Annotated in this window: 23 protein-coding genes; 9 read left to right on the top strand and 14 right to left on the bottom strand. The window is 60.4% G+C overall.

From position 1 onward, the window contains the following. Positions 1-50: 50 nt before the first annotated feature. Both G8767_RS26615 and G8767_RS26610 read right to left on the bottom strand, forming a co-directional pair. Entirely contained in the window at positions 51-452 is a 402-nt protein-coding gene (locus G8767_RS26615) for a hypothetical protein (protein WP_020971062.1), read from the bottom strand. A 58-nt stretch (positions 453-510) separates the two neighbouring features. Then, the gene (locus G8767_RS26610) at positions 511-1,482 is read right to left on the bottom strand and encodes a serine/threonine dehydratase (RefSeq protein ID WP_166812778.1); all 972 of its coding nucleotides are present in this window, start codon (positions 1,480-1,482) and stop codon (positions 511-513) included. A gap of 167 nt (positions 1,483-1,649) precedes the next feature. Here G8767_RS26610 and G8767_RS26605 point away from each other — a divergent pair, with 167 nt between their 5' ends. Then, positions 1,650-2,288 carry an NAD(P)H-binding protein gene (locus G8767_RS26605; protein WP_166812776.1) on the top strand — a complete coding sequence of 213 codons (639 nt, stop codon included), beginning with the start codon at positions 1,650-1,652 and terminating at the stop codon, positions 2,286-2,288. Positions 2,289-2,290: 2 nt separating this feature from the next. Then, positions 2,291-3,238 carry a nuclear transport factor 2 family protein gene (locus G8767_RS26600; protein WP_166812774.1) on the top strand — a complete coding sequence of 316 codons (948 nt, stop codon included), beginning with the start codon at positions 2,291-2,293 and terminating at the stop codon, positions 3,236-3,238. A 37-nt stretch (positions 3,239-3,275) separates the two neighbouring features. On the opposite strand, the gene G8767_RS26595 is transcribed toward G8767_RS26600, so the two are convergent. The 4 genes from G8767_RS26595 to G8767_RS26580 form a co-directional block, all read right to left on the bottom strand. Further along, positions 3,276-4,442, bottom strand: coding sequence for an alkane 1-monooxygenase (locus G8767_RS26595; RefSeq protein ID WP_095972739.1), 1,167 nt, complete (start codon positions 4,440-4,442; stop codon positions 3,276-3,278). A gap of 419 nt (positions 4,443-4,861) precedes the next feature. Beyond that, positions 4,862-5,845 (bottom strand): ABC transporter substrate-binding protein, encoded by a 984-nt coding sequence (locus G8767_RS26590; RefSeq protein ID WP_166812772.1) that lies wholly within the window; start codon positions 5,843-5,845, stop codon positions 4,862-4,864. Positions 5,846-5,939: 94 nt separating this feature from the next. Next, a complete protein-coding gene (locus G8767_RS26585; RefSeq protein WP_095972741.1) occupies positions 5,940-6,797 on the bottom strand; it encodes an AraC family transcriptional regulator in 858 nt (285 codons plus the stop codon). Then, positions 6,794-7,738 (bottom strand): D-cysteine desulfhydrase family protein, encoded by a 945-nt coding sequence (locus G8767_RS26580; protein ID WP_166812770.1) that lies wholly within the window; start codon positions 7,736-7,738, stop codon positions 6,794-6,796. Before G8767_RS26580 ends, G8767_RS26585 begins: the two co-directional genes overlap by 4 nt. Before the next feature lie 73 nt (positions 7,739-7,811). Between G8767_RS26580 and G8767_RS26575 the strand changes: the two genes are divergently transcribed. Next, entirely contained in the window at positions 7,812-8,498 is a 687-nt protein-coding gene (locus G8767_RS26575; RefSeq protein ID WP_166812768.1) for a dienelactone hydrolase family protein, read from the top strand. Between the two features lie 13 nt (positions 8,499-8,511). On the opposite strand, the gene G8767_RS26570 is transcribed toward G8767_RS26575, so the two are convergent. From G8767_RS26570 to kynB, 3 genes are read right to left on the bottom strand one after another with little or no spacing between them, the layout of a single operon-like run. Then, positions 8,512-9,945, bottom strand: coding sequence for an amino acid permease (locus G8767_RS26570; RefSeq protein ID WP_166812766.1), 1,434 nt, complete (start codon positions 9,943-9,945; stop codon positions 8,512-8,514). Between the two features lie 52 nt (positions 9,946-9,997). Next, complete coding sequence (kynU, locus tag G8767_RS26565) at positions 9,998-11,263, bottom strand: kynureninase (RefSeq protein ID WP_166812764.1); 1,266 nt, start codon at positions 11,261-11,263, stop codon at positions 9,998-10,000. Further along, positions 11,260-11,976, bottom strand: a complete 717-nt coding sequence (kynB, locus tag G8767_RS26560; RefSeq protein ID WP_166812762.1) for an arylformamidase — start codon at positions 11,974-11,976, stop codon at positions 11,260-11,262. Before kynB ends, kynU begins: the two co-directional genes overlap by 4 nt. 137 nt (positions 11,977-12,113) lie before the next feature. Here kynB and G8767_RS26555 point away from each other — a divergent pair, with 137 nt between their 5' ends. After that, a complete protein-coding gene (locus G8767_RS26555; RefSeq protein ID WP_124568128.1) occupies positions 12,114-12,605 on the top strand; it encodes an Lrp/AsnC family transcriptional regulator in 492 nt (163 codons plus the stop codon). Continuing rightward, positions 12,595-13,596, top strand: coding sequence for a phosphotransferase (locus G8767_RS26550; RefSeq protein WP_240952830.1), 1,002 nt, complete (start codon positions 12,595-12,597; stop codon positions 13,594-13,596). Before G8767_RS26555 ends, G8767_RS26550 begins: the two co-directional genes overlap by 11 nt. A 59-nt stretch (positions 13,597-13,655) precedes the next feature. Here the strand turns inward: G8767_RS26550 and G8767_RS26545 are convergent, their stop codons facing one another. From G8767_RS26545 to G8767_RS26535, 3 genes are all read right to left on the bottom strand, one after another. Beyond that, positions 13,656-14,510, bottom strand: coding sequence for an acyl-CoA thioesterase domain-containing protein (locus G8767_RS26545; protein WP_166812760.1), 855 nt, complete (start codon positions 14,508-14,510; stop codon positions 13,656-13,658). Then, on the bottom strand, positions 14,507-14,944 hold the full coding sequence (locus G8767_RS26540) for a cupin domain-containing protein (RefSeq protein WP_042953132.1): 438 nt from the start codon (positions 14,942-14,944) through the stop codon (positions 14,507-14,509). The genes G8767_RS26545 and G8767_RS26540 overlap by 4 nt, the downstream gene beginning before the upstream one ends. Positions 14,945-15,041: 97 nt before the next feature. After that, positions 15,042-15,875: a fumarylacetoacetate hydrolase family protein gene (locus G8767_RS26535; protein WP_166812758.1), complete on the bottom strand. Its 834-nt coding sequence runs from the start codon at positions 15,873-15,875 to the stop codon at positions 15,042-15,044. A 154-nt stretch (positions 15,876-16,029) separates the two neighbouring features. On the opposite strand from G8767_RS26535, the gene G8767_RS26530 reads away from it, so the two are divergent. Then, positions 16,030-16,425: a RidA family protein gene (locus tag G8767_RS26530; RefSeq protein WP_166812756.1), complete on the top strand. Its 396-nt coding sequence runs from the start codon at positions 16,030-16,032 to the stop codon at positions 16,423-16,425. A gap of 89 nt (positions 16,426-16,514) precedes the next feature. Here the strand turns inward: G8767_RS26530 and G8767_RS26525 are convergent, their stop codons facing one another. Further along, complete coding sequence (locus tag G8767_RS26525; protein ID WP_166812754.1) at positions 16,515-17,369, bottom strand: PaaX family transcriptional regulator C-terminal domain-containing protein; 855 nt, start codon at positions 17,367-17,369, stop codon at positions 16,515-16,517. Between the two features lie 57 nt (positions 17,370-17,426). Then, positions 17,427-18,788 (bottom strand): aromatic acid/H+ symport family MFS transporter, encoded by a 1,362-nt coding sequence (locus tag G8767_RS26520; RefSeq protein ID WP_206029811.1) that lies wholly within the window; start codon positions 18,786-18,788, stop codon positions 17,427-17,429. Positions 18,789-19,071: 283 nt separating this feature from the next. On the opposite strand from G8767_RS26520, the gene G8767_RS26515 reads away from it, so the two are divergent. The 3 genes from G8767_RS26515 to G8767_RS26505 are packed head-to-tail and all read left to right on the top strand — an operon-like array spanning position 19,072 to position 23,518. Next, positions 19,072-20,694: an AMP-binding protein gene (locus G8767_RS26515; protein ID WP_166812752.1), complete on the top strand. Its 1,623-nt coding sequence runs from the start codon at positions 19,072-19,074 to the stop codon at positions 20,692-20,694. Further along, the gene (locus G8767_RS26510) at positions 20,691-21,122 is read left to right on the top strand and encodes a thioesterase family protein (protein ID WP_166812750.1); all 432 of its coding nucleotides are present in this window, start codon (positions 20,691-20,693) and stop codon (positions 21,120-21,122) included. Before G8767_RS26515 ends, G8767_RS26510 begins: the two co-directional genes overlap by 4 nt. Before the next feature lie 8 nt (positions 21,123-21,130). After that, positions 21,131-23,518 carry a bifunctional salicylyl-CoA 5-hydroxylase/oxidoreductase gene (locus G8767_RS26505; protein ID WP_166812748.1) on the top strand — a complete coding sequence of 796 codons (2,388 nt, stop codon included), beginning with the start codon at positions 21,131-21,133 and terminating at the stop codon, positions 23,516-23,518. The last annotated feature ends 24 nt before the right edge of the window (positions 23,519-23,542 follow it).

Here is a 23,542-nt window from a genome sequence, read left to right as displayed (position 1 = left end):
CATATACGGACAGACGCTTCCCTCGAACGCCTGCGTCAAGTGTTTCGAGATCAAGGGTTTCGAGGGTTCTGATCCGGCGTCGACCGCGGTTCTTCGGGGTTGGGAACCTTGGGGTCGATCGTGTCTGCATGATCTCGTTGCTGGTTCAGTTCCTCGCGAGAACTCGTCGCCTCTTTCCGATGCTGCGCTGCATGATGTTGCAGCGCAGACGCTTCCGCCGCTTTGGCGTCGGCCTCTGCCTGCACCATGCGCGCTTTGGCTGCTGTCTCTTCTGCCCGCGCCTCGCGCTCGCCTACTTGCAGCGACTTGTCTGCGACGTCTTCGCGGATCTGTTCTGCCTCGATGTGACGACGCTCGTCGCGCCTGTTTCGCGCCACCCACAGGAGTGCGGCCACGATCGCTATCACCACGACCACGGCAACAATTATCCAGATAATGCTGCTGGTACTCATACTGCGAGAGGTACCCACCTGCGGCTTTCTCACACGCAGGCAAACAAAGACGCCGAAATTACAGGTCGGTCGGATGCGTGTTGGCACCGCACAAAACGACGCACAGCTCACCGTCGGACGGCGGTGTCACCGTTCCGTTCAGAACCGGAACCAACGCTGCCGCGGTGCCCAACTCCACCAGAATCCGGAACTCCCGCCACAAGAATGCCCGAGCCTGTCGGATCGAATCATCGTCGACCACAACACTGTCTACCGAACTCTCCTGCAGCGTCTCCCAGGCGATGGCGCCAATTCGTGTGGCCCCTAATGAGTCGCCGGCAATGCTGTTCACTTCGATGTCTACCGGACGCCCCGCATCGAGCGAGGTGTGCAGGGTGGCAGCTCCGGTCGGCTCGACGGCTACCACGTGATCTTCGGGGCGAGCCGCCGCCACGATTCCGGAGACCAATCCACCACCACCGACCGCGATGCAATACGTGATCGGCCCGGACACCTCGTCTTCGATCTCGAGAGCGATGGTGCCGGCCCCACTGACGATGTCGGGCAGGTCGTAGGCGTGTAGTTCGAGCGCACCACTGGTGCGTGCGATGTCCGCAGCAGCGGCAGCAGCGAGTGCATACCGGTCGCCGACCTTGTGAACGGTTGCACCCAACTCCCCGAGTGCCTTCACCTTTGCTTCGGGCGCCGTCTCCGGCACCACCACTGTGCAGGTGAGTCCCCGCCGTCGTGCTGCCCACGCAGCGCCGATCGCAGCATTGCCGCCGGACGCGATCACCACACCGTCATCGGGCATGGTGCCGTTGGCTACAGCTCGTTCCACTGCATTGAGACTGCCGCGCACCTTGAAGGAACCGCCGTGTTGGAGGTACTCGAGCTTGAACAGAACCGATACCTCACCGTGTGGCGTCGGCACCGCAGTTCGGAAGATCGGGGTTCGCCGCGCCAGCCCTGCGATACGAGTTCGCGCGGCTTCGACATCCGAGCGCTCAATTGCCAGTGGACCTGCATTGTTGTCGGCGGTGAGAGTCATACACCAACCCTACGGTTCGCAACTTCGACCCGAAGCAGTCGGCCTGCCGTCGTTGGAATGTCTGTTTTTCACCAAAGAGTGCCCGCATCTGACCGAGACAATGACCATCGGGGTGAATAAATTTACTACTACAAGAACAACAGCGTCATCAAGGAAAGGCACACCCCATGTCGAAGATCGCAGTATTCGGTGGAAACGGTTTTGCAGGAAGCGCAATCGCGAAGGAAGCCGCTTCACGCGGCCACGAGGTAACCGTCGTCGCTCGCAGCGCGCAGTCCGGAACCGACACGAATGTCGTGCAGGGTTCGGTTCACGACAACACGATCGTGGAGCAGATCACGGCGGACAACGACGTCGTCGTCGTTGCCATCCCCGCTCGTGAGATCGACGGCAAGCGCCTGCTCGACGCCGTCACTCCCCTCGCAGATGCCGCCGCACGCAACGGCGCTCGCATTGCAGTGGTCGGTGGAGCCGGCAGCCTGTTGGTCGCCGAGGGCGGTCCGCGCGTCGTCGATACTCCCGACTTCCCGGACGCGTACAAGGGTGAGGCGCTCGCTCACGCCGACGTCCTCGACGCGCTCCGCGCAACTGACAGCAATGTCGACTGGTTCTACGTGAGCCCGGCCGCAGCATTCGGCGCCCATGCCGGCGTCGCTCCGAAGGGATCCTTCCAGGTGGGTGGCGACATTCTGCTGACGGACGCCGAGGGGAACTCCGCCATCGCGGGCGAAGATTACGCACACGCTTTCGTCGACGAGATCGAGACTCCGGCACACCGTCGCCAGCGTTTCACCGTCGCACACTGAACATGAGCAACCTTCGTAGGCGCGCAGCCTGGATGACCGTTCCCGCTGCCGCCGCCCTCCTGCTCACCGCGTGCTCCAACGACGCGGAATCCGCAACGCCCAGCAGTTCTACGACGTCCACGAGCGTTGTCGCCGAACAGGGCGATCAACTCGAATCAAACAAAACCATCGTCACGGATTTCTACGAACTGGCGTTCAACGGCCGTCAGGTTCAGCAAGCCGCAGACCGGTACCTTGGCGATGTCTACATCCAACACAACCCCACCGCCGCCGATGGGGCAGCCGGATTCGTGAGCGGCATAGGCGGTTACGTCGCGGCCACACCCGGATTGCATGCCGAGATCACTCGCGTTTTCGCCGAGGACGATCTGGTTGCCCTCCAGTCTCACACCACGTCTGCTCCCGGCGACCGCGGCCAGGCCGTATTCGACATCTTCCGCGTCGACAACGGCAAGATCGTCGAACACTGGGATGCCATTCAAGACGTGCCGGAAACGTCCGCGAATCCGAACACGATGTTCGACGGACCCACCTCGTCGCCGTCCAGGACGTCAGAAGTTCTGGAGCGCAACACGGCCAACGCGTTGACGTTCCTGCAGCTCGCCTTCAACGAAGGCAAAGCCGCCGAGGCTGCCGACCAGTTGATCGGCCCGACCTACACGCAGCACAACCCCTCGTTCGCGGACGGTAGGGATGCGTTTGTCACGGCTCTGGCCGGGATCGAACCTGCTACCGGAGACAAGGCCACCACGTTTCCGCGAACGGTAGCCGAGGGCGACTTCGTCTTCGTGCAGACCTTCGCTTCGTCCGGTGAGGGAACGGCCGGCAGCGGCTCGATGGACATCTTCCGATTCGACGAGAACGGCACGATCGTCGAACACTGGGACGCCGTCCAGGACTACCCGTCGACGACTGCAAGCGGCAACACGGTGTGGGACGACGGTCGCTGAGACGACAACTCCGCACAGTTCAGAGAGGGCTGCGTGATCAGCCGACGTTGATTCGTTCCAGATCGCCGTCGTAGTAGTCCAGCAAGCGCTGATCCATCACCCGGCGCCACAGCGGTGGTATCCACGCGATCACGATCATCACTGCGTAGCCGGCCGGAAGTTGCGGGGCTTCGGCTGCGCTGCGCAGGCTTTGGTACCGCAACTTCGGGTTGGCGTGATGGTCGCTGTGCCGCTGCAGTTGGTAGAGAAACAGATTGCTCACGACGTGATCGCTGTTCCAACTGTCAGCGGGGCTGCAGCGGACGTACGAGCCGTCGGCACGCTTGCCGCGCAGCAGACCGTAATGCTCGAGGTAGTTCGCCGCTTCGAGGAAGGTGAATCCGGCAACTGCCTGCAGCAGGAGCCAGGGTGCAACCTCCCAACCGAAGATGCCGATCAGCGTCGCGAAGAGGACAACGCTCATCGCCCACGCATTGAGGACGTTGTTCTCGAGGCTCCAGGTTCGCTTGCCTTTCCGCTGGAGTCGAGCGCTCTCGATACGCCAGGCAGAACGCAGGCCGCCGAACACACTTCGTGGCAAGAACCTCCAGAAGCTCTCGCCGAACCGCGAGCTGGCCGGGTCCTGCGGAGTAGCTACACGCACATGGTGGCCGAAATTGTGTTCGACGTAGAAGTGCCCGTACAGAGACTGTGCAAGCGCCACCTTCGCGAGCCACTGCTCGACCTTCTCGCTCTTGTGCCCGAGTTCGTGTGCTGCGTTGATACCGACGCCGGCGACTACGCCCACCGTGAACGACATCGCGATCTTCTCCGCGATTCCCATCGGAGCGTTGATCCAGCACCAGCAGGCGAAGACCAGACCGGCGTATTGCAAGGGGAGGAACGCGTAAGTGCACCAGCGGTAGTAGCGGTCCTTCTGCAGCCCTGGGATCGCATCGTCCGGCGGACTTTCGCCGTCTTCACCGGCCAGCATGTCGATGATCGGGATGACGATGACCAGCAACCACGCACCGGTCGCCCAGAACAATCCGAGACGAAGGTTGTCGACGAGAAACCAGGAGATGAACGGGCTGAGTGGAATCAGCAATCCGAGCGGCCACAGGTACCTCTTGCGGTCGCGCCAGCGCGGATTTTCGCCGGACGGCGAGTCAGTGTTCTGGACAGCCTTCGATCCGGTATGCCGTGCGTCGGAAGTAGCTGTCATTCGCCGATCTCGCCTTTCATCCCCTCGAACGATTCGCCCCACGCACCGTTCACGCTCAGCAAACCACGACTCACGCGCTGACGGATGTGGCCGCGAACGCACGGCGCTCTACTGGAAACCGACCGGGACACATGTCCGGCACGCGCTCTCCCCCGAGAAGCGACTGTTCACCCCGACAGCTGATCCGGACAAAATACCCCATCGATCTGCGGCAATCGACACCGACACAGCCTTTCGCTGCGCGTCGAAACGTCAAGGGTTTGGCAAGATCAGCCCAGCTCCGCCTCAACGAGTAACGGTAACCATCAGTGACAGAAATCATAAGCAGGGGACAGGATTCTCGCCCGGAGCGGCAACCAAAAAGACTGCGCGCCCTCAACTGGTCGGTTGCGGGCGCGCAGTCCAAAGGTGAGCAAGCGTCAGAGCGTTGCAAACACCTTCGTTTTCACTTCGTTCAGCCAACCGTTCGCGGTCACGAAATCTGTGACGCTCGACTGCAATCCGAAGACGTGCCCAGCCTGCGCCGCCGGCAGCCTTGTGAAGAGGTTGTCGTCGAGGACCGCCTGAACCGCCGCACTGGTCGACCCGTCCGCATTCAGCGGGTACAGCACGACCGTCACACCGTTCATGATGTCGGCCAACTGCTCCATCGGGTAGGACTCGTATCCGGCATCGGTGTAATTGGTCGGAACACCGGGCCCATACGCCAATCCGAGTTCGTTGACGACCAAATTGCCGATCGCACCGGTGGGCTGCTGAACCGAGAACGCGCCGGGTGCGTCTCCGAGTGAAATGTGAATCCACTTGTTGTTCGCGATCACGTCCGCGTACTCGCCGCGAACACGTTCGAGATTCGTTTCGTAAGCAGTGCGCGTCGACTCGAGCACGTCGGTCTTGCCGATCGCCTCCGCGATCTCGGTGGTGATCGTCTTCCAGTCGCCCCGGCTCTCGCCCTTGACGATGACAGTGGGCGCAATGCCCGACAGACGGTCGAACGCCGCTTGGTCCACCTCGTCGGCGTCACCGACGATGATGTCGGGATCCGCCGCAGCGATCGCTTCGAAGTTCATTTCCCCGAAAGGCCCGATGGTCGGGAGCCCGTCGACGAAGGCCTGTTGCTCCGGCGTGAATTCACTGATCCACTTGCCGTAGTCCTGCACAGCAGCCGGTTTCACTCCGAGGGACATCAGCTGCCAAGGAGTGTCGTACGACGCGGCGACGACGCGCTGCGGTGAAACCGGAACCTCGATGTCCCCGTACGCCGACGCGACGGTCCGGACGTCAGTCTGCTCGGAATCGGCCGACGACGAGGAACATCCGGTCATCAGCATCGCACCGACAACGGCTGCTGCCGCCGCTGCGATGACTCTGGAACCGAAAGAAGATGATCGAATTGCGCGCACGCAGAACTCCTACAGGGTGATTGTTTAGCCAACCCTAAGTTGATGCTCGGGCGCTACACAAGTCCGATCGAGGCCCTTTGAGTCGCTGTTCGGACTAGTCCTGTAGCCAATCGGCCATCGGCGTGCGCGGATGATCGATCAGGCTTGCGAACTCGCCCGGAGTCACACCCATCGTTCGACGGAATGCCGCGCCGAACGCGCTTTCGGAACGAAAACCCGTCTTCCGCGCCACAAACGAGATGCTTCGACCGAGTGCCAGAAGTTGCATCGCGTGATGAGCCCGCAGTCGCATACGCCATTCCGAGAAGGTCAGTCCCGTCTCAACCGGAAACCTTCGCGTGAGGGTCCTCGTGCTGACTTTCGCGTCGGCGGCCCACTCCTCCACCGATCGGGTGTCGGCCGGGCTGGCAACCAACTGATCTGCGATCTGCCGAAGCCACGGCGTCGTCGGCAGCGGTACATCGAAAATCAGTCGCGGAACGGGTTCGACGAGGTCGATGGCAAACGCCTCGGCTCGCCGACGCTCCGCGTCCGTCAAGTCGTCTCGGGTGAGGTGATCGAGTACTTGTTCGAGCAGCGGCGGGGTGGACAAGGCCACCACACGATCCAACCCGGTCACATCGGATGCCACCAACCACGTGCACGACAATTCGGTGCCGCTGCGCGCCGTCACCTCGTGGGGAACAAAGGAGGGGATCCACAGACTGACCCCGCTCGGCACGGTGTACACGGTCTCCGGAGTACGGACCTCGAGAACACCATCGATCGCCCACAGCAATTCGTGATCGCTGTGGCGGTGCATGTCCCAGGTGTAGTCGGAATCGACCGCCAGCCGATTGGTCGCCAACCGCAGGTAACCGTCGGCGCTGACACGCAGCGGTCGCACCACGCGTTGCCACTCGGACAGTTCGTCGAGTGGACTGCTGAGCGGGTAGTCGATCTGCTCGCTCACCGCAGAGTCGACAGTTCGGGGTGGCCGAACAGGCCGGGTAACCCACCGGTGTGCAGGAAGACCGTTTTTGATCCCGCCGTGATGGCCTTGTCCTTCACGAGTTGGATCAATCCCGCAAAGGCTCGGCCGGTGTACGTCGGGTCGAGGAATATGCCCTCCGTACGAGCCAAACATCTGATCGCGCCGGCTGATGCTTCCGTAAGCGTCGAATAGCCTTGGCCAACTTGGTTTCGGACGATCTGAAGATCCTCGGCTCGCACAGTAGACCCGGGCATCTCGTCCACTAACCCAGCGACAGTCGACACTGGATCGGCAACAGCCCCGACATCGACGCCGACAACCCTGTCGACGCCCAGATGGGCGACAAGGCCAGCCATCGTTCCGCCCGATCCGAGCGCAACCACGACGCGATCCACTCCGGGGAGTTGCTGCTCGATCTCGCGTGCGCAGTCGACGTAGCCCTGCGCGGCCACCGCGCTGGTGCCACCGAAGGGAATGACAAAAGGAACTCCGCCCGAGTCAGCGACGGCCTCCACCGCGGCGTCGACCGCGGATGCCGTGTCCCCACCGGCCCAGACGATCTCAGCGCCCGCGAGTGCATCCAGAACGAGATTTCCCTGCACGGATTCCGGCTCGGCACCACCGAGCACCAGCACACAACGCAATCCCAACCGAGCTGCTGCCGCTGCAGTCAACCGAGCGTGATTGCTTTGCGGTGCGCCGGTAGTGATCAGAGTCGTCGCGCCGACCGCCAAAGCCTGAGCGCAGGTGTACTGCAGCTTTCGGATCTTGTTGCCGCCGCCGCCCAGGCCGATGACGTCGTCACGTTTGATCCACAGGTCTTCCGGACCCAATCCGAGTGCCTGCGCGCAACGCGCCACAGGTTCGACGGGCGTCGGCCAACTGCCCAGGCTGATCGGCGGAACGTCGGAACTGAACATTCGACGAGTCTAGTTCGACCGTGCACCTACAGGCTGTGCTCGAATACAGTCCGTACTCGCATACAGTCGGGACATGGGAACTTTCACGACGACCACACGTGACGTACCGCTGACCGTCAGTCGACCGGATTCGCCGAGTGAACCGTTGCATGCAGTAGTCGTTCTCCAAGAAGCGTGGGGCGTGAACAAACACATCGAGAGCATCCTCGAGCGCCTCGCCGCCGCCGGCTATCTTGCCGTGGCTCCGCACCTCTACCACCGCGGCGCACAAACGTCCTTCACCGACTTCCCGTCCGCGAAGGATGCGCTCATGGCACTCGACAGCACAAGCATCGGCCACGACGTACGTGCCGCCGTCGACTACAGCCGATCCGAGGGAGCAGACAGAGTCGGCTCCCTCGGATTCTGCATGGGCGGCACCGCGTCACTGTGGTGTGCCGCGGTACCCCTCGTCGATTCCGCTGTCACGTACTACGGCGGCGGTGTCGCCGAGGCCCGATGGGACGGAATCGCGGCAGGCACCGAACTTGCAGCGCAACTGCAGGTCCCGTGGCTCGGTCACTACGGCGACCTCGATCCGAGTATCCCACCGGAGAGCGTCGAGCAATTGCGCACAACCGCGTCCGATCTCGCCCGGGTGTACCGCTATGCCGACGCCGGCCACGCGTTCAACAACGACACTTCGACCAGCCACTACGCCCCGCATTCTGCTGCCCTCGCCTGGACCCGCACTATGGAGTTTTTCGCCGAAACCCTGTGATTGCCAACGTAAGTCAGGGAACCCGCTTGACCACCGTGCCGGTGATCTCGTCCTGAACCTGTTCAGCCGTTACCGCTCGACTCTGCGCCCGACGTGATCGGGTGAAGTAGTAGATGCCGATCACGGCAAGAACAAACGGCACCCCGAACACCAAGGTCATCTTGAAATCCTCGACCCACAATGTCGTGACGAGGATCGCGACCATGAGGACACCACCCAGTATCGTCCCCACCGGGAAGAACGGAATCGTGAACGAGAGGGTTCGTCCTTCGCTTGTCATCCGCTTGCGAAAGAACCAGTGCGTCACGAAGATCAGCAGCCACGTCGCCATCGCTCCGAACATCGACAACGAGATCATCAACGTGAATGCCTGCTCGGGAAAGAGAACGTAGACGATGGTCGCGACGGCGATGCCCGACGTCGACAGCAGCAAGGCGTTGACCGGCGAGCCGTTGGCCCTGACCTTTCCGAGAATGGCCGGCGCGTCACCAGCACGCGAGAGCGAGAACATCATTCGCGAAGACACGTACAGCTGACTGTTCATCGCAGACAGTGCAGCGATGATCACCACGAAGTTCAGCACGCTGTCTGCGCCCGGAATCTTCACGACCTGCATCACCGTGACGAAAGGGCTTCCGCCACTCAAGATTTTGTCCATCGGAGCGATTGCCAGAATCAAGGCAAGGGTTGCGATGTAGAAGACGAACAGTCGGACGATCGTCACACGGAACGCCTTCTTCACCGCTACCGCCGGGTTCTCCGCCTCACCGGCCGCAATGGCGATCATCTCGATGCTCAAGTAGCTGAAGATCGATACGATCACGGCAAACCACATGCCGGACAGACCATTCGGAAAGAATCCGCCACCGGCAGTGTAATTGTGAAATCCGTAGTCCGGGTTTCCGCTACCGAACACGACGTACGCTGCCATCACGATGAACGCCACGATCGCGAAGACCTTGATCGTCGAGAACCAGTACTCCATCGTTCCGAAGGCCTTGACGTTGAACATGTTCACGCCGATCAACACTCCGGAGAACAACACGATCCACAGCCACGACGGTACGTCGGCGAACCAGAACTGCATGTATTCACCGATCGCGGTGACCTCGGTACCGACCGCGAGGACGATGCATGACCAGTAGAGATAGCGAACGAGGAAGCCGATCAACGGTCCGACGTAGAACTCGGCGTACGCACCGAACGAACCCGATGTCGCATGTGCGACGGTCATTTCGGCGAGGGCACCCATCAGCAGCAGGGCGATCAACCCCCCGATCGCGTAACTGATGATGACGCTCGGGCCGGCAAATCCGATGGCGAACTTACTGCCGAGGAAGAGTCCGGTGCCGATTGCACCACCGAGCGCGATCATGCTCATCTGCTTGGGGCCGAGTTCGCGTTTGAGACCTGATTCTCGCTGCTGAATGTTTTTGAAATCACTCATGAAAGCTCCTTGCGAAAGGCGGTACCTCCCGGTCCGCGGAAACTTGGAAGAATCAGGTGACTGCGTCGCGCTCGCGGAATTCGGGGCGATCCCAGGACTTGTTCTCGAGGATGTCTCGCAACACGTCGACGGCATTCCACACGTCGGCATATCCGAGATAGAGCGGAGTGATACCGAACCTCAACACTCCGGGTTCGCGGTAGTCGCCGATGACGCCCCGCGCGATGAGAGCCTTCATGATCGAATAGCCCTCGGGATGAACAAAACTCACGTGCGATCCACGACGCTCATGTTCGCGAGGCGTGATCAACTCCAAACCGTAGGCAGCGCAACGCTCCTCGACGAGGTCGATGAAGAGATCGGCCAGCGAGAGCGACTTGCTCCGGATGTCGGCCATGTCAGCTTTGAGCATGACGTCGAGACCACACTCGACGAGCGACAACGACGTGATGGGCTGAGTACCACTCAGAAACCGTCGTATTCCCGCGCCCGGTTCGTAGGCCGACTCCATCGCAAACGGTCGCGCGTGCCCCCACCACCCGGACAGCGGCTGGATTCCGGTGTTCTGATGGCGACGGTTGACCCAGATGAATGCAGGTGAACCCGGACCACCATTGAGGTACTTGTACGTACACCCGACCGCGAAGTCGGCGTCGGCGCCGCCCAGGTCGACTGTCACGGCGCCAGCAGAGTGTGCGAGGTCCCAGATCATGAGCGCGCCACGTTCCTGCACTGCTGCAGTGACTTCCGCCATCGCATACAGGTTTCCGGTGCGGTAGTTGACGTGCGACAACATCACCACGGCGGTGTCCGGCCCTACCGCCTCGGCGAGGTCACCCGGTTGGTCGATCAGGCGTAGTTCGTATCCCTGGTCGAGCAGCGAGATGATGCCCTCCGCAATGTAGAGGTCAGTCGGGAAATTGTCTCGCTCGGAGACGATCACCTTTCGGCTGGGGTCCTGTGCAGCCGCGATGGACAGTGCGGAGGCCAATGCCTTGAACAGGTTGATCGACGTCGAATCCGTCACTACCACTTCGCCTTCACCTGCTCCCAGCAACGGGGCAAGTTTGTCACCGAGGCGGACCGGGAGGTCGAACCATCCAGCCTCGTTCCAGCTGCGAACCAAGCCGTTGCCCCACTCGTCGCCGATCACTCTCGCGGCGCATTCCTGTGCGGCAATGGGACGCGCGCCGAGCGAGTTTCCGTCGAAGTAGAGAACGCCCTCCGGAATCGCGAACTCGCGGCGGAACTCCCTCAGGGGATCCACTGCGTCGGCCTTGACGCAGTCTTCCAACGAAAGGGTGGTTGTCGATGTCATGACGATTCTTCTCCTGCATGTGTCGGCGTTGAGGGTGATGAAGGCAGAGTCCGGAGCACGGCCCGTACCGGGCTGGCATCGAGGTCGAGGAACTTCAGCGGCAGTGCGATCAACTCGTAGTAGCCTTCGTCGACGTCGTCGAGGCAAAGTCCTTCGAGGATCGCGACGCCACGATCGCTTGCCGCGTGGTGCCCGTCCATGGTCTTGCTGTCCATCGGATCGAACGACGCGCCGTCGATTCCGATCAGAACTCCACCGCGGTCGGCGAACCAGTGGGTCAGGTCCGGAGAAACACCGGCGAAGTCGTTCTCCCACTCGCTCGGGTACTTCGGGTACGTCCTCAGAATCAGCCGTTGCGGCAGATGGCCGCCGAGTCGCTCCACGGTCTCTTCGACGGGCTTGATGCAGGCGGCACCGTCGACCCCCGTCATGTCGACCACCAGGGCCTCACCGAGATAGGGCCCGAGGGGAACGGAACCGATGGGCGCACCGTCGATGCGGGTGTGCGCCGGTGCGTCGGCGTGAGCACCGATATGAGGTGTGGTGGTGATTCGGTTGATGGTGACGGCGTCACTGCCGCCGAGGTCCGACGTAACAGCTCGGGTGAAGGCGGTATCACCTGGCCACACGGGCGTCGATTCGGAGATCGGCGGGCTGATGTCGATCAACCGCGCCCCCGAATCGCCCGTGTGTCGGCCGATCCTCGGAACCATCCAGACCCCTTCGTCGCAACAGTCGACCGTGTCGATCTCGACCGTTTGATAATTCGATGTGTTTGGCAAAAGCTAGAATCATCGGCGGGCGCGGTCAATAGTTGCTGAATATTTTCGCGACGGCAGGGAGAAATCGGATGATTAATGCGATCGAACGGGCGGCAGCCGCGGCTCGGCCGAATCATGTTCGGCTCGACGACGTCGATACGGCGATTCTCCGCGAACTCGTCCGGGATGCACGCATCCCCAACAATGCACTCGCCGAGAAGGTCGGGATAGCTCCGTCGACCGCTCTGGCGCGGATGCGCGCTCTACGCGAATCGGGCGTCATCAAGGGGTTTCATGCAGACATAGACCTCGAGCTACTCGGCCTCGAAATCTCGGCGATGGTGTCGATTCTGATTCACTCCCACGCCAGGAGCCGGATGACGGAAATTGCCGAGCACCTGAGCGGACTGGATTCCGTTCAGCGAGTGTTCCTGATGAGTGGGGACCGTGATCTCCTGGTGCACGTGTCGTGTGAATCTCCCACTCGGCTTCGCGATTTCGTCAGCGCACACCTCAACGATCCGGCCATCGCCAATACCCAGACCAACTTGATCTTCAGCGAACTGCGTCATGGCGACTGAAATGCCACTCGGGTTGTCCATGCTCTGGGAATCGGTGGAGCCGGAAGCCGCATTGAAGCAGCGATTCGGATTCGACAGCTTCCGCGCAGCCACCCATTGGGTCTCGGCGGTACTCGAGCAGACTTGGGGATTGACGGCCCTCGAGTGCTCGCGAATGGCGATCAGTGACCAGAACGCGATTGTGTGGGTTGCGAGCGACCGAGGTGGGCTGGTGGTGAAGTGGTCGCGCGCCACCGATCGCTTCCCGAAGCTGGAGGCGTCGACGCGGTTACTGAGCACACTCGCCGGGCAGGGTGCGCCCGTTCCATCGCCGATCACGTCCCTGAACGGATTGGACCGGGAAACACTGCTGGTCCGGGAAACACTGCTGGATCGGGAAACACTGGAAGGGCCTTCGTGCGCAGTGTCGTTCACCGTACTGCCGGAGCTGGCGGGAGATTGGTTGGACGTGCAGGACCACGCGGCGGTCCGGTCGGCAGGAGCATGTCTGGCAGAGATACACCGAACGCTCGGCGCCACCCACGTCGACGGATCGGTATTCTCGTCGCGCAGCACCGGGTTGAAGGAGCGCATCGGTGGTTGGCTCGAGAATTTCGACCGCGGGTTCGCACCTGAGGCGACGCGCAGGCTCGCGGACTTCTTGTCGCGGGCACACGACCTCGATGACCAACCACAACTGGTACACAACGACTTCCGTGCAGCCAACATCTTGACTCGAAATTCTCGGATCACCGGGGTACTCGACTTCGACGACGTGGTGATCGACCACCGGGTGAGCGACCTGGCCAAGGCATGCGTCTATCTGGGCACCCTGTTCACCGATTGGCGACCGACACCGATCGCGGTACGGCAGAGCCTGCGCGCCGGCTACGATTCCGTACGTCCCCTCAGCCGATCCGAGACAGAATGGTTCGAGATCCTCGAACTGTGGCACGGTCTGATGGCGATCCCGGGCGAGAACGACACCGCCGGTTGGGCATCAGGGTTGTGACGACAACATGCCCGACAGTCGAACGACCGTCGGGCATGCGAGTTTGAATTGTCCGACCATCACGCCGGCAGAGTGACAAGGCCTTCCTGCGCGACGGTCGCCAGCAGGAGACCGTCTCGCGTGTAGATCCTTCCGTGAGAAAGTCCCAAACCGTTCCCGGCGAATGACGATTCCTGAACCAGCGCAATCCATTCGTCGACGCGTCCGTCGTTATGCCACCACATCGCGTGGTCGAGGCTGGCAGTGATCACGCCGGGGTCTGCCCATGCCGCACCGTTGTTCCGAAGGATCGGCTCGAGCAACGTGTAGTCACACAGGTAGGCGAGTGCCGCCCGATGGACATTCACGTCGTCGGGCAGTCGCTCGTAAGCCTTGAGCCACACCGTCTGCCGACGCGTACGCTCACCGTCTGCCGAGATGTAGATCGCTTCCGGTGAATGCCTGATGTCGAAGCTGCGATCGTTGGCCCAATACTGCGCGTCTCGCACTGTCGAATCGCCGAGCGCTTCTGCTGCGGTCGGCAACGTCTCGGGATCTGCGAGGTCCACTGGCATTGGATCCTGGTGTCGTACACCGTCAGAAGCGACGTGAAAGGATGCCATCCCTTGAAATATGGTCTTCCCTGATTGGATACCGCGTACGGCGCGCTGGGAGAACCCTCGACCGTCACGTAGGCGATCGACCTCGTAGACCGTCTGCTCATGAACGTCGCCGGCACGAAGGAAGTATCCGTGGAACGAGTGAATACCCCGGTCATCCGCAACCGTCTTGATCGTCGCGGCAACAGCCTGGGCGACAACCTCGCCGCCGTACGCGCGCGCAGACGGAATGACTTGGTGCCGACCAATAAACGTGTTGTCACCGTCTCGCTCGAAGTCCCAAGATGCGAGCATCGGCTTACTGGAGAGTGTCATGCGCGTCGATACCCTTCGAGTGAGGCGTCATCCACATCGGGGAGGTTGACTACGATATTGTCCGGTGTGCGGGTGGTCAGCCAGACCAACTCATCGGTGAGAGACATGTTCACCTCGACGTGCGGCATGTACGGCGGCACAAAAACGAAGTCACCCTCGGTCATGTCCACAAATTCGGTGTAGTTCTCTCCGAAGTAGATACGGCCATGGCCGGTAAGGACATATCCACCGGTTTCTGCCTCACCGTGGTGATGTGGAAGCGAGCGGTAGCCGGGTTCGTTGGTGACCTTGCCATACCAGATCTTGGTTGCTGGGGTGTGTTGGATGCTCACGCCCGAGACGCGCTTGGCGCCGCCTGACTGCGCGGTCGCCTGATACTCGAATCCCTTCCTGGTGACGACAGGGACAACTTCGGTGACGGAATCATTCGACATATGCTGTGCTCCTTCGTGATACAAGTGCTTCTGATTTGTGGACAAGCTGTATGCGCGGAAATCCCGTGGGTACGGAAAAACCTGTGGCCCGAATCAGTTATCCGAGTCGCACGGTGTTGGACACCTTGCCGATTCCTTGAATTTCGACTTCGACAACCGCACCGTTCCCCAAGAATGTCGGCGGCGTCATGCCCGCGCCGACTCCGCCCGGCGTGCCGGTCAACACCAGATCTCCCGGTGCAAGTCCCGTGAATTGCGATATGTAGGAGAGCAGTTCGGCAGGGTCGAACACCAAATCATCGGTGGTACCGGTCTGAACCTTCTTCCCGTCCACGGTGCACGTGATTGTTGCCCCCGACGCCGGGTCGAACTCATCGGGGGTGACCAGGACCGGGCCGAGAGGAGTGGTCGCGTCGAAAGCCTTGCCCTGCAACCACTGCAGGGTTCGACGTTGCCAGCTGCGAACCGAGATGTCGTTGGCCACCGTGTACCCCGCGATGCCGCGGCGAGCCTCGTCGACATCTGCATTCCGCAGGTTCGCACCGACAACAACTGCAAGTTCAGCTTCCCAGTCGACATCAGTAGCGTATTCGGGAAGAAAGATGTCGTCGTTCGGGCCGGTCAAGGTATCGGCAAACTTGGCAAAAAGTGTGGGGAACGCGGGTTCTTCACGATTCATCTCACGCACATGCGCGCGATAGTTCAACCCGCAACAAAGAATCTTCCTCGGATTCGGAACGACCGACATGACCTGCATCTGATCAATATTGACCATTTTGCCCGAATCCACAGCACGGCTCACCAATTCGGATTTCTGACCGTCACCCAGAAGCGTGCCGACATCCGGGGAAGCAATCAACCGCGCTCCACCAGGCGTCATGACCGCCGCACTGGTCTGACCGTCCGAGAGACGAACTGTGAGTAGCTGCATGGCCGTCAATGCCTCCGTGCATCGAATCGAGCAAATGTCCGTCGACCCGCAATCTGTCGAGTGACATTTTGTTGCGTCCTGCTTACGATGGTCAATGTAACACGATAAAGGGGGCGGCGACAGAGTTTCCCCCACCTACTCAGGGGACACAGACATGGCCATTTCTCGAATCAATCCGTCGACAATGCTCAAGCCGTCAGGATTTGCCCATGCGGTACGCGCCGGCAACACCGTGTATCTCGCTGGTCAGACCGCGCTCAACGCCGAAGGCAAGATAGTCGAGGGTGGGATCATCGAACAGTTTCGGCAAGCGATGTCCAACACGTTGACCTCGTTGGTCGAGGCAGGCGGTAAGCCGTCTGACCTGGTGAGTGTCACCATCTATCTCACCGACATTCCGGATTACCAGGCCAACGGGCGGGAAATCGGTCGACTGTGGCGCGAAATGGCGGGGACAGAATATCCGGCAATGGCCGGCATCGGCGTCACGTCACTGTGGCAGAAGGAAGCGCTCATCGAAATTCAGGGTATCGGCGTCGTCGCCGACTGACAGGGCCTCACGAACGAGACTCCGGAGTGGTTGCGCGCGAATTGTTTTGCGCGCAACCACTCCGGAGTAGTCCTGCTACAGCGTGTCCATCAGGGGTGAATTGTCTCCAGGGCATGTTCGCGCGCCGGCCCACTGAGCGCGGCGTTGAGTTCGCGAAAAAGCTCCTCCGCCACAACGCTGTTCCATCCATCCGGCAGCAGATCCAGCGGCAGCCCAGGATCTCGATACGGGAGTCGTCGCCACATAGTCAACATCTCCACGTAGTGAGCAAATGCCTCCCCAGGCGTAAATCCATCCTTGTCGGATTGTTTCAGGATCGGACGGTATGCATCTATGAATTCGGCGTACAGTGCAGTCAATTCGTCCAAGTCCCACCAATCTCGGACTTTGGACCGCAGATCGCCGAACGCGATGTGACTACCGTTGAAGATGTCGACATAGCGATGCAAATCCCTACGCTCCAAGGTTTCTCGAACCTCGCGCTCGATGTTCCCCGGGGCGATCCATACTCCGGAAGCGGCTGTGCCGAAACCGAGGCGAGTCAACTCGGTGCGAAGTGCATGCCGGTTCTCGCGCTCGGATTCGGGCACTGAGAAGACCACCACGAGCCAGCCGTCGTCGATACTTGCGCGAGTCCGACCGAAGATGCGAGCGTCACCTTCGGCGAGCACGTCGAGCAACCAGGGCGACATGGAGTACCCGGCTGACGTTCCGCGTCGTGAACTCGCGAGAACCTCACGACGCTTGAGACGCGAGATCGACGAACGCACTGCAGGTCCGTCGACGCCGAGTTCGCCCATCAAACGCACCAACGCGGCCACCGATAGCCAGTTCTTCTCCGCTCGCCCGTAGAGGCCGAACAATGTCACGATCAACTGACGAGGGGCCGGATCGCCAGTGATCCGAGCGTCAGCGTCAGAGCGTTCTTTCGTCACGACCGTCATACCACCACGATAGTCCGTCATGGTGGCATGACTGTCGTTGATGCCGCAGCTACTCCATCAGGGTGCGCGGACACCTTGCCGCCCGGAAACCGATCCCGCGCCGGTCTGAGCAGCGTCTGTGCTCCGTGGCACCAAGGCAGCAACAGCAGCTCCGGCTACGGCGACAGCACCGAAGACATAGAAGTTCACCTGATATCCGAAGGCCAGATCCGCGATGACGCCACCGATGACAGGCCCACAAATCGCACCGACCCGACCGACTCCCAACGACCAGGCAAGCGCATTCGCGCTCAGCCGCTGTGGGTAGTGCGTGGCACAGAACCCACCTACCAGGATCTGTGTTCCCACACTTCCCAACCCCGCAAAAGCGACGAAGACAAACAAAAGCGCCATCGGCAGATTCACACTCAACAACATCACTGCGCCAAAGGCGACCAGAAAGGAGGTGATGACAACCTTCTGAATACCTATCCGGTCAGCGATATACGACGCACTGATCGATCCGACAATCGCGCCGAGATTCAGAACCAGGAGGAATGCGAGAGCACTGCCCAATGCATATCCTGCCGACCTCATGATCTGAGGCAGCCAGGTATTCAATCCGTAGACCAGAAGCAACCCACAGAAGTTGGCGAGCGCAAACAAGATCGTCGATCGTAACCAACGAGGGGTGAACAACTCGCGCATACCCGATTGCACAGTGTCTGTATCCGGCTTTGCCACAATCGGTTCCGCAGATACGACGTCCTCGTAGAGCACTCCGAACTGCGCCGCGGTGACACGCGCTTCATCGTCTCGCCCTGTCCGAGCAAGGTAGGAAATCGATTCCGGCAGAAACTTGTAGGCAACGGGCAGCAGAGTCACCAGGGGAAGCGCACCAAGCAGGTACAGAACTTTGAAGTTGATATCGGGCAGCAATGCGATCGCCGATACCGCAGCGATCACGCCGCCGACCGAGTACCCACTGAACATAACGGCGTTGGCAAGATTTCGGCGCTCCTTGGGCGCAAATTCCACGGTCAGCGCAATGCAGGTGGGCACCACACCACCGAGTCCGATACCAGTGAGGAATCGCAAGACTCCGAATACATACTCGTTGGGCGCAAATACGGTCGCCAGCATGCAAATCGAGAACCACACAATGGAACCGAGCATGATCCTGCGTCGCCCGAGTCGGTCGGTCAGAAAGCCGACGGTCATCGTCCCGAGGAGCATGCCCACCAAAGCCATACTGCCGATCAGGCCGGCCCCACCGGAATCGAGATTCCAGTCATCGTAGGCAATCAATGTGGGCACTGTTGATCCGTAGACAACCAGGTCGTACCCGTCGAACACGATCGTGACGAAGCAGAGAATCAACACCAGAATTCCCGTGCGCTGTTTGGCCCCTGGCCGTTGCGGTACATCCGGTCGCGACATATGCCTGCTCCTTGGTGGTCGACTGACTCCGATCAGAGGCGCGACGCGAGATCCGCACAGCCTACGAGGGCTACTACCGCGAACGCACCAGACAGCAAAGTGTGATACACGCCATCCAGAGCGGAACCTATACCGCATTGTTGACGTTCGTCAAGAATACGCATTACGCCAGGCAGACGTCACACGAATCGAGTCAATCCACAGAAAAGTATTTCGTTTCTCTTGCGATCGTCTAGATTACGTCATACATTGAGCTTCTCAACCAATACTCGAAAGGTCGAGAATGGCACTCACCGCAACGGCACACGTCGATACCTACTGCCGTGACAATCTGCCTCCGGAATCACAATGGCCCGAGTTCCTTTTCGAACTCCCCGACCTGCAGTATCCAGAACGCCTCAACTGCGCCACCGCACTCCTGGACGACACCGTCGCAGCACTCGGCCCCAACCGACCATGCCTGCGCTCGCAGACCTCAACCTGGACGTACGGAGACCTGCTCCGCCATTCGAATCAGATTGCGCGAGTACTCACCGAAGACTTCGGCGTTGTTCCCGGCAACCGAGTTTTGCTGCGCGGCAGCAACAACATGTGGATGGTGGCCTGCTGGTTCGCCGTGGTCAAAGCCGGTGCCGTAGTGGTCACAACCATGCCGTTGCTGCGTGCGCCCGAACTCCGAAAACTGATCGCAATCACCACGCCGACTGTCGCTATCGCCGACAGCGCCCTCGCCGAAGAACTCCTCGAAGCAGCAGGAACGATCCCTGTCATCACTTGCGGAACAAACGAATCCACCGATCTTCATACCCGCGCATCGTCGAAACCCGACACCTTCGAGAACGTAGACACGGCAGCCGACGACGTGGTTCTACTCGCCCCCACATCCGGCACCACCGGCGTCCCCAAGGCGACAATGCACTTTCACCGCGACGTATTGGCAAACGCCGACACGTTCTCGAAGTACATAGTCAAACCGACCGCAGACGACATCTTCACCGGCACACCGCCACTGGCCTTCACTTTCGGTCTGGGCGGACTTGTCATCTTCCCCATGCGGGTCGGCGCATCGACACTTCTGATCGAACGCGCAACTCCGAGCGAACTGGCAGACGCTCTGCTCGAGCATCACATCAGTGTTCTCTTCACTGCTCCTACCGCCTACCGAGCGATGCTTCGAGCCGGTAAAGACCAAGCGCTACGAAGTGTCCGTCGTCTGGTGTCCGCGGGTGAGCATCTTCCGGAAAGTGTCTGGCGTGACGTCAAGGAGCGCACCGGGAAGTCGATCATCGACGGCATCGGCGGCACTGAGATGCTTCATGTCTTCATCTCTGCCTCCGATGACGACATCAGGCCCGGGTCCACGGGTCGAGCCGTTCCCGGATTTCGCGCCGAAATTCACGACATCGACGGAATCCCTGTTCCCGACGGAACAGCCGGACTCCTGGCTGTCAAGGGACCTACCGGTTGCCGCTACCTGTCGGATCCCCGGCAAACCAGTTATGTGCGCGACGGATGGAACATGACCGGTGACAGTTACATTCGCGATTCCGACGGATACTTCTGGTACCAGGCCCGCAGCGACGACATGATCGTCTCCTCCGGGTACAACATCGCGGCGCCAGAGGTCGAATGGGTGATCGACCAGCATCCGGACGTTCTGGAATCGGGTGTTATCGGACTACCCGACGACGAGCGCGGAATGGTGGTCCACGCAATCGTCGTCCTGGCACCTGGTGTTCCCCGAGACGAGGCCAAGGTCAAGGAACTGCAGAACTTCGTCAAACAAACTGCCGCACCGTACAAGTACCCACGCAGCATCACCTTTGCGGATGAACTACCCAAGACACCGACTGGCAAGCTTCAAAGGTTTCGGCTGCACGATTGCTCCACGGGGGCCGGATCATGACACTCGCATCTGTCCGGATCGAGCGCGTCGTCGATTGGCAGGACACCGATGCTGCGGGGCACTACCACCATTCGACAATCATCCGGTGGGTCGAAGCAGCCGAGTCCGCACTGTACGAGCGATTGGGATGCCTTCACTTGTTCGGCGTAATCCCACGCATCAAGTACGACGTGGAATACAGCGAACGTCTGTGGCATCAGGACCACGTCCAGATCGAGCTGACTGTGTCTCGAATCGGCACGAGCTCAATGTCTTTCGAATTTCGAGTCGACCGCGACGGGACGGTCGCCGCTACCGGCACCCTGACTGTCGTTCACACTGACGGAGCCAGGGGTGGATCCAGTCCATGGCCTGAACACATTCGAGCCGGCTTCGAGACCGGCGGGCAACAACAACCCTCGCTCACCCCCACCAACACAACGAATTGAGGAATACCATGCGTATTGCAGTAGTGGGCGGCGGCCCCGGCGGTCTGTACTTTTCGGCGCTGATGAAACAACTCGACCCAAACCACGAAGTGACGGTGTGGGAGCGCAATGCTCCCGACGACACTTTCGGCTTCGGAGTTGTCTTCAGCGACGAAACACTGGGCGGAATCGAACATGCCGACGTGGCAGTCTACGAGCAGATGGCTGAACAGTTCGCGCGCTGGGACGATATCGACGTCCACTACCGTGGAACCACCCTCACTTCCGGTGGGCAGGGCTTTGCGGCGATGTCACGCAAGGAACTCCTTCACATCCTTCAAGAGCGCTGCCGGGATCTCGACGTCGATCTCCGATTCCGAACCGTCGCACCACCGGTCGAGGACCTGAGTCGCGAATACGATCTTGTCCTCGCGTCCGACGGCATCAATTCCTCGATCCGCAATACGTATGCAGAAACCTTCAAGCCAACTCTCGACCCACGGAAAAGCAAGTTCATGTGGCTCGGAACTGACAAGGTATTCGAAGCCTTCAAGTTCTTCGTCAAGGAAACTCCACACGGCATCATGCAGATTCATGGATACCCGTTCAGCGATCAAGGCAGTACCTTCATCGTCGAAATGCACGAAGACGTTTGGAGGAAGGCAGGATTCGAGGCATTCGCCGCGGCGGAGTTCCGCCCTGGTGAGAACGACGAGAAGTCGATCGCGATGATCACCGAAATATTTGCCGATGTCCTGGACGGTCACAATGTCCTCGCCAACAACTCGAAGTGGATCAACTTCACAACGGTCCGGAACGAACACTGGCGCCACGAGAATGTCATCCTTCTCGGCGACGCGGCCCATACCGCGCACTTCTCCATCGGGTCCGGAACCAAACTGGCGATGGAAGATTCGCTGGCCCTCGCCGCATGTCTACACGAGCACACCAGTCTGGAGTCCGGCCTCGAAGCCTACGAGATCGAGAGACGGCCAGTTGTCCTGTCGGTTCAGCGCGCCGCCCAGGCCAGCCTCGAGTGGTTCGAGAACATCGGCCAATACATGGATCAGAACGAGAAGCAGTTCGCGTTCAACCTCATGACCCGCAGTCGCCGAATCACCTACGACAACCTCCGCCTACGGGATCCTGCTTTCGTCGAGATGGTCGACGACTGGTATGCAGCCAACCAGATCGAGGAGGGACAGGCCGCCGAAACAACCGCGCGCCCACCGATGTTCCACCCGTACCGAATTCGCAGTCTCGAACTGGAGAATCGAATCATGGTCTCGGCGATGGACATGTATTCGGCCGTCGACGGCGTCCCCGGGGATTTCCATCTCGTCCACCTCGGCAGCAAAGCACTCGGGGGAGCCGGGTTGGTCATGACCGAGATGGTATGCGTCAGCCCCGAAGGGCGCATCACTCCCGGTTGCACCGGCCTGTACAACGCCGAGCAAGAAGAGTCGTGGCGGCGGATAGTCGACTTCGTTCACGAACAGTCCAACGCAAAGCTCGGTGTGCAACTCGGCCATTCGGGACGCAAAGGCTCAACAAAACTCATGTGGGAGGGTATCGACCAACCGCTCGAAGAAGGCAACTGGGACGTCGCAAGTGCCTCGGCATTGCCTTACTCCTCGGCCAACCAGGTTCCACGCGAAATCACCGTCGCCGAGATGGACACAGTGAAAGCGCAGTTCGTCGAGGCCGCACGCAGCGCAGATCGAGCCGGATTCGACCTCCTCGAACTGCACTGTGCACACGGTTACCTGCTGTCGTCGTTCCTGTCTCCCCTTTCCAACACACGTACCGACGCATACGGCGGAAGCTTCGAGAATCGGCTTCGCTTCCCGCTCAGTGTCTTTGACGCCATCCGCGCAGTCTGGCCAACAGAGAAGCCGATATCAGTACGTATATCCGCGGTCGATTGGGCAGAAGGTGGCAACACCATCGACGATTCTCTTCGTATCGCCGAGGCCTTTGCAGAGCACGGCGCCGATGTTCTCAACGTCTCCTCCGGGCAGATCGTCAAGGACGAAGCCCCTGCCTTCGGCCGCAGTTATCAGACACCTTTTGCCGATAGCATCCGAAACACCGTCGGACGTAAACACGGTGTCGGAGTTATTGCAGTGGGTGCGATTTCGTCGCACGACGACGTCAACTCGGTACTACTCGCCGGCCGGGCAGACCTAGTGGCCCTCGGTCGCCCGCACTTGTACAACCCGGCCTGGACTCTGCATGCCGCAGCCGAGCAGGAGTACAGCGGTCCCGGAGTGTCCTGGCCCGACCCGTTCAAGGCGGGCAGCCGTAAACCGCCGAGCGGACGCACCGACGGCCCACCACCTCGATTGACTCTGATCCGAGACGGGGTATCCGAGACGCGGCACTCGCGTTGGACACCGCACGTACAGCGCACATGACAATGGTGGGTGCGAACACAAGTC

Origin of the sequence: Rhodococcus sp. IC4_135, from assembly GCF_011602025.1 — a bacterium.
In the GTDB taxonomy this organism is placed as follows: domain Bacteria; phylum Actinomycetota; class Actinomycetes; order Mycobacteriales; family Mycobacteriaceae; genus Rhodococcus_F; species Rhodococcus_F baikonurensis.
Note: the sequence above shows the minus strand (reverse complement) of the source record. Positions and strands in the feature narration are given on the sequence as shown.

Bases quoted from the DNA above. Each gene is read 5' to 3' on its own strand.
- G8767_RS26615 (WP_020971062.1), bottom strand. From the start codon at position 452: ATGAGTACCAGCAGCATTATCTGGATAATTGTTGCCGTGGTCGTGGTG.
- G8767_RS26610 (WP_166812778.1), bottom strand. From the start codon at position 1,482: ATGACTCTCACCGCCGACAACAATGCAGGTCCACTGGCAATTGAGCGC.
- G8767_RS26605 (WP_166812776.1), top strand. From the start codon at position 1,650: ATGTCGAAGATCGCAGTATTCGGTGGAAACGGTTTTGCAGGAAGCGCA.
- G8767_RS26600 (WP_166812774.1), top strand. From the start codon at position 2,291: ATGAGCAACCTTCGTAGGCGCGCAGCCTGGATGACCGTTCCCGCTGCC.
- G8767_RS26595 (WP_095972739.1), bottom strand. From the start codon at position 4,442: ATGACAGCTACTTCCGACGCACGGCATACCGGATCGAAGGCTGTCCAG.
- G8767_RS26580 (WP_166812770.1), bottom strand. From the start codon at position 7,738: ATGTTCAGTTCCGACGTTCCGCCGATCAGCCTGGGCAGTTGGCCGACG.
- G8767_RS26575 (WP_166812768.1), top strand. From the start codon at position 7,812: ATGGGAACTTTCACGACGACCACACGTGACGTACCGCTGACCGTCAGT.
- G8767_RS26570 (WP_166812766.1), bottom strand. From the start codon at position 9,945: ATGAGTGATTTCAAAAACATTCAGCAGCGAGAATCAGGTCTCAAACGC.
- kynU (WP_166812764.1), bottom strand. From the start codon at position 11,263: ATGACATCGACAACCACCCTTTCGTTGGAAGACTGCGTCAAGGCCGAC.
- kynB (WP_166812762.1), bottom strand. From the start codon at position 11,976: ATGGTTCCGAGGATCGGCCGACACACGGGCGATTCGGGGGCGCGGTTG.
- G8767_RS26555 (WP_124568128.1), top strand. From the start codon at position 12,114: ATGATTAATGCGATCGAACGGGCGGCAGCCGCGGCTCGGCCGAATCAT.
- G8767_RS26550 (WP_240952830.1), top strand. From the start codon at position 12,595: ATGGCGACTGAAATGCCACTCGGGTTGTCCATGCTCTGGGAATCGGTG.
- G8767_RS26545 (WP_166812760.1), bottom strand. From the start codon at position 14,510: ATGACACTCTCCAGTAAGCCGATGCTCGCATCTTGGGACTTCGAGCGA.
- G8767_RS26540 (WP_042953132.1), bottom strand. From the start codon at position 14,944: ATGTCGAATGATTCCGTCACCGAAGTTGTCCCTGTCGTCACCAGGAAG.
- G8767_RS26535 (WP_166812758.1), bottom strand. From the start codon at position 15,875: ATGCAGCTACTCACAGTTCGTCTCTCGGACGGTCAGACCAGTGCGGCG.
- G8767_RS26530 (WP_166812756.1), top strand. From the start codon at position 16,030: ATGGCCATTTCTCGAATCAATCCGTCGACAATGCTCAAGCCGTCAGGA.
- G8767_RS26525 (WP_166812754.1), bottom strand. From the start codon at position 17,369: ATGACGGTCGTGACGAAAGAACGCTCTGACGCTGACGCTCGGATCACT.
- G8767_RS26520 (WP_206029811.1), bottom strand. From the start codon at position 18,788: ATGTCGCGACCGGATGTACCGCAACGGCCAGGGGCCAAACAGCGCACG.
- G8767_RS26515 (WP_166812752.1), top strand. From the start codon at position 19,072: ATGGCACTCACCGCAACGGCACACGTCGATACCTACTGCCGTGACAAT.
- G8767_RS26510 (WP_166812750.1), top strand. From the start codon at position 20,691: ATGACACTCGCATCTGTCCGGATCGAGCGCGTCGTCGATTGGCAGGAC.
- G8767_RS26505 (WP_166812748.1), top strand. From the start codon at position 21,131: ATGCGTATTGCAGTAGTGGGCGGCGGCCCCGGCGGTCTGTACTTTTCG.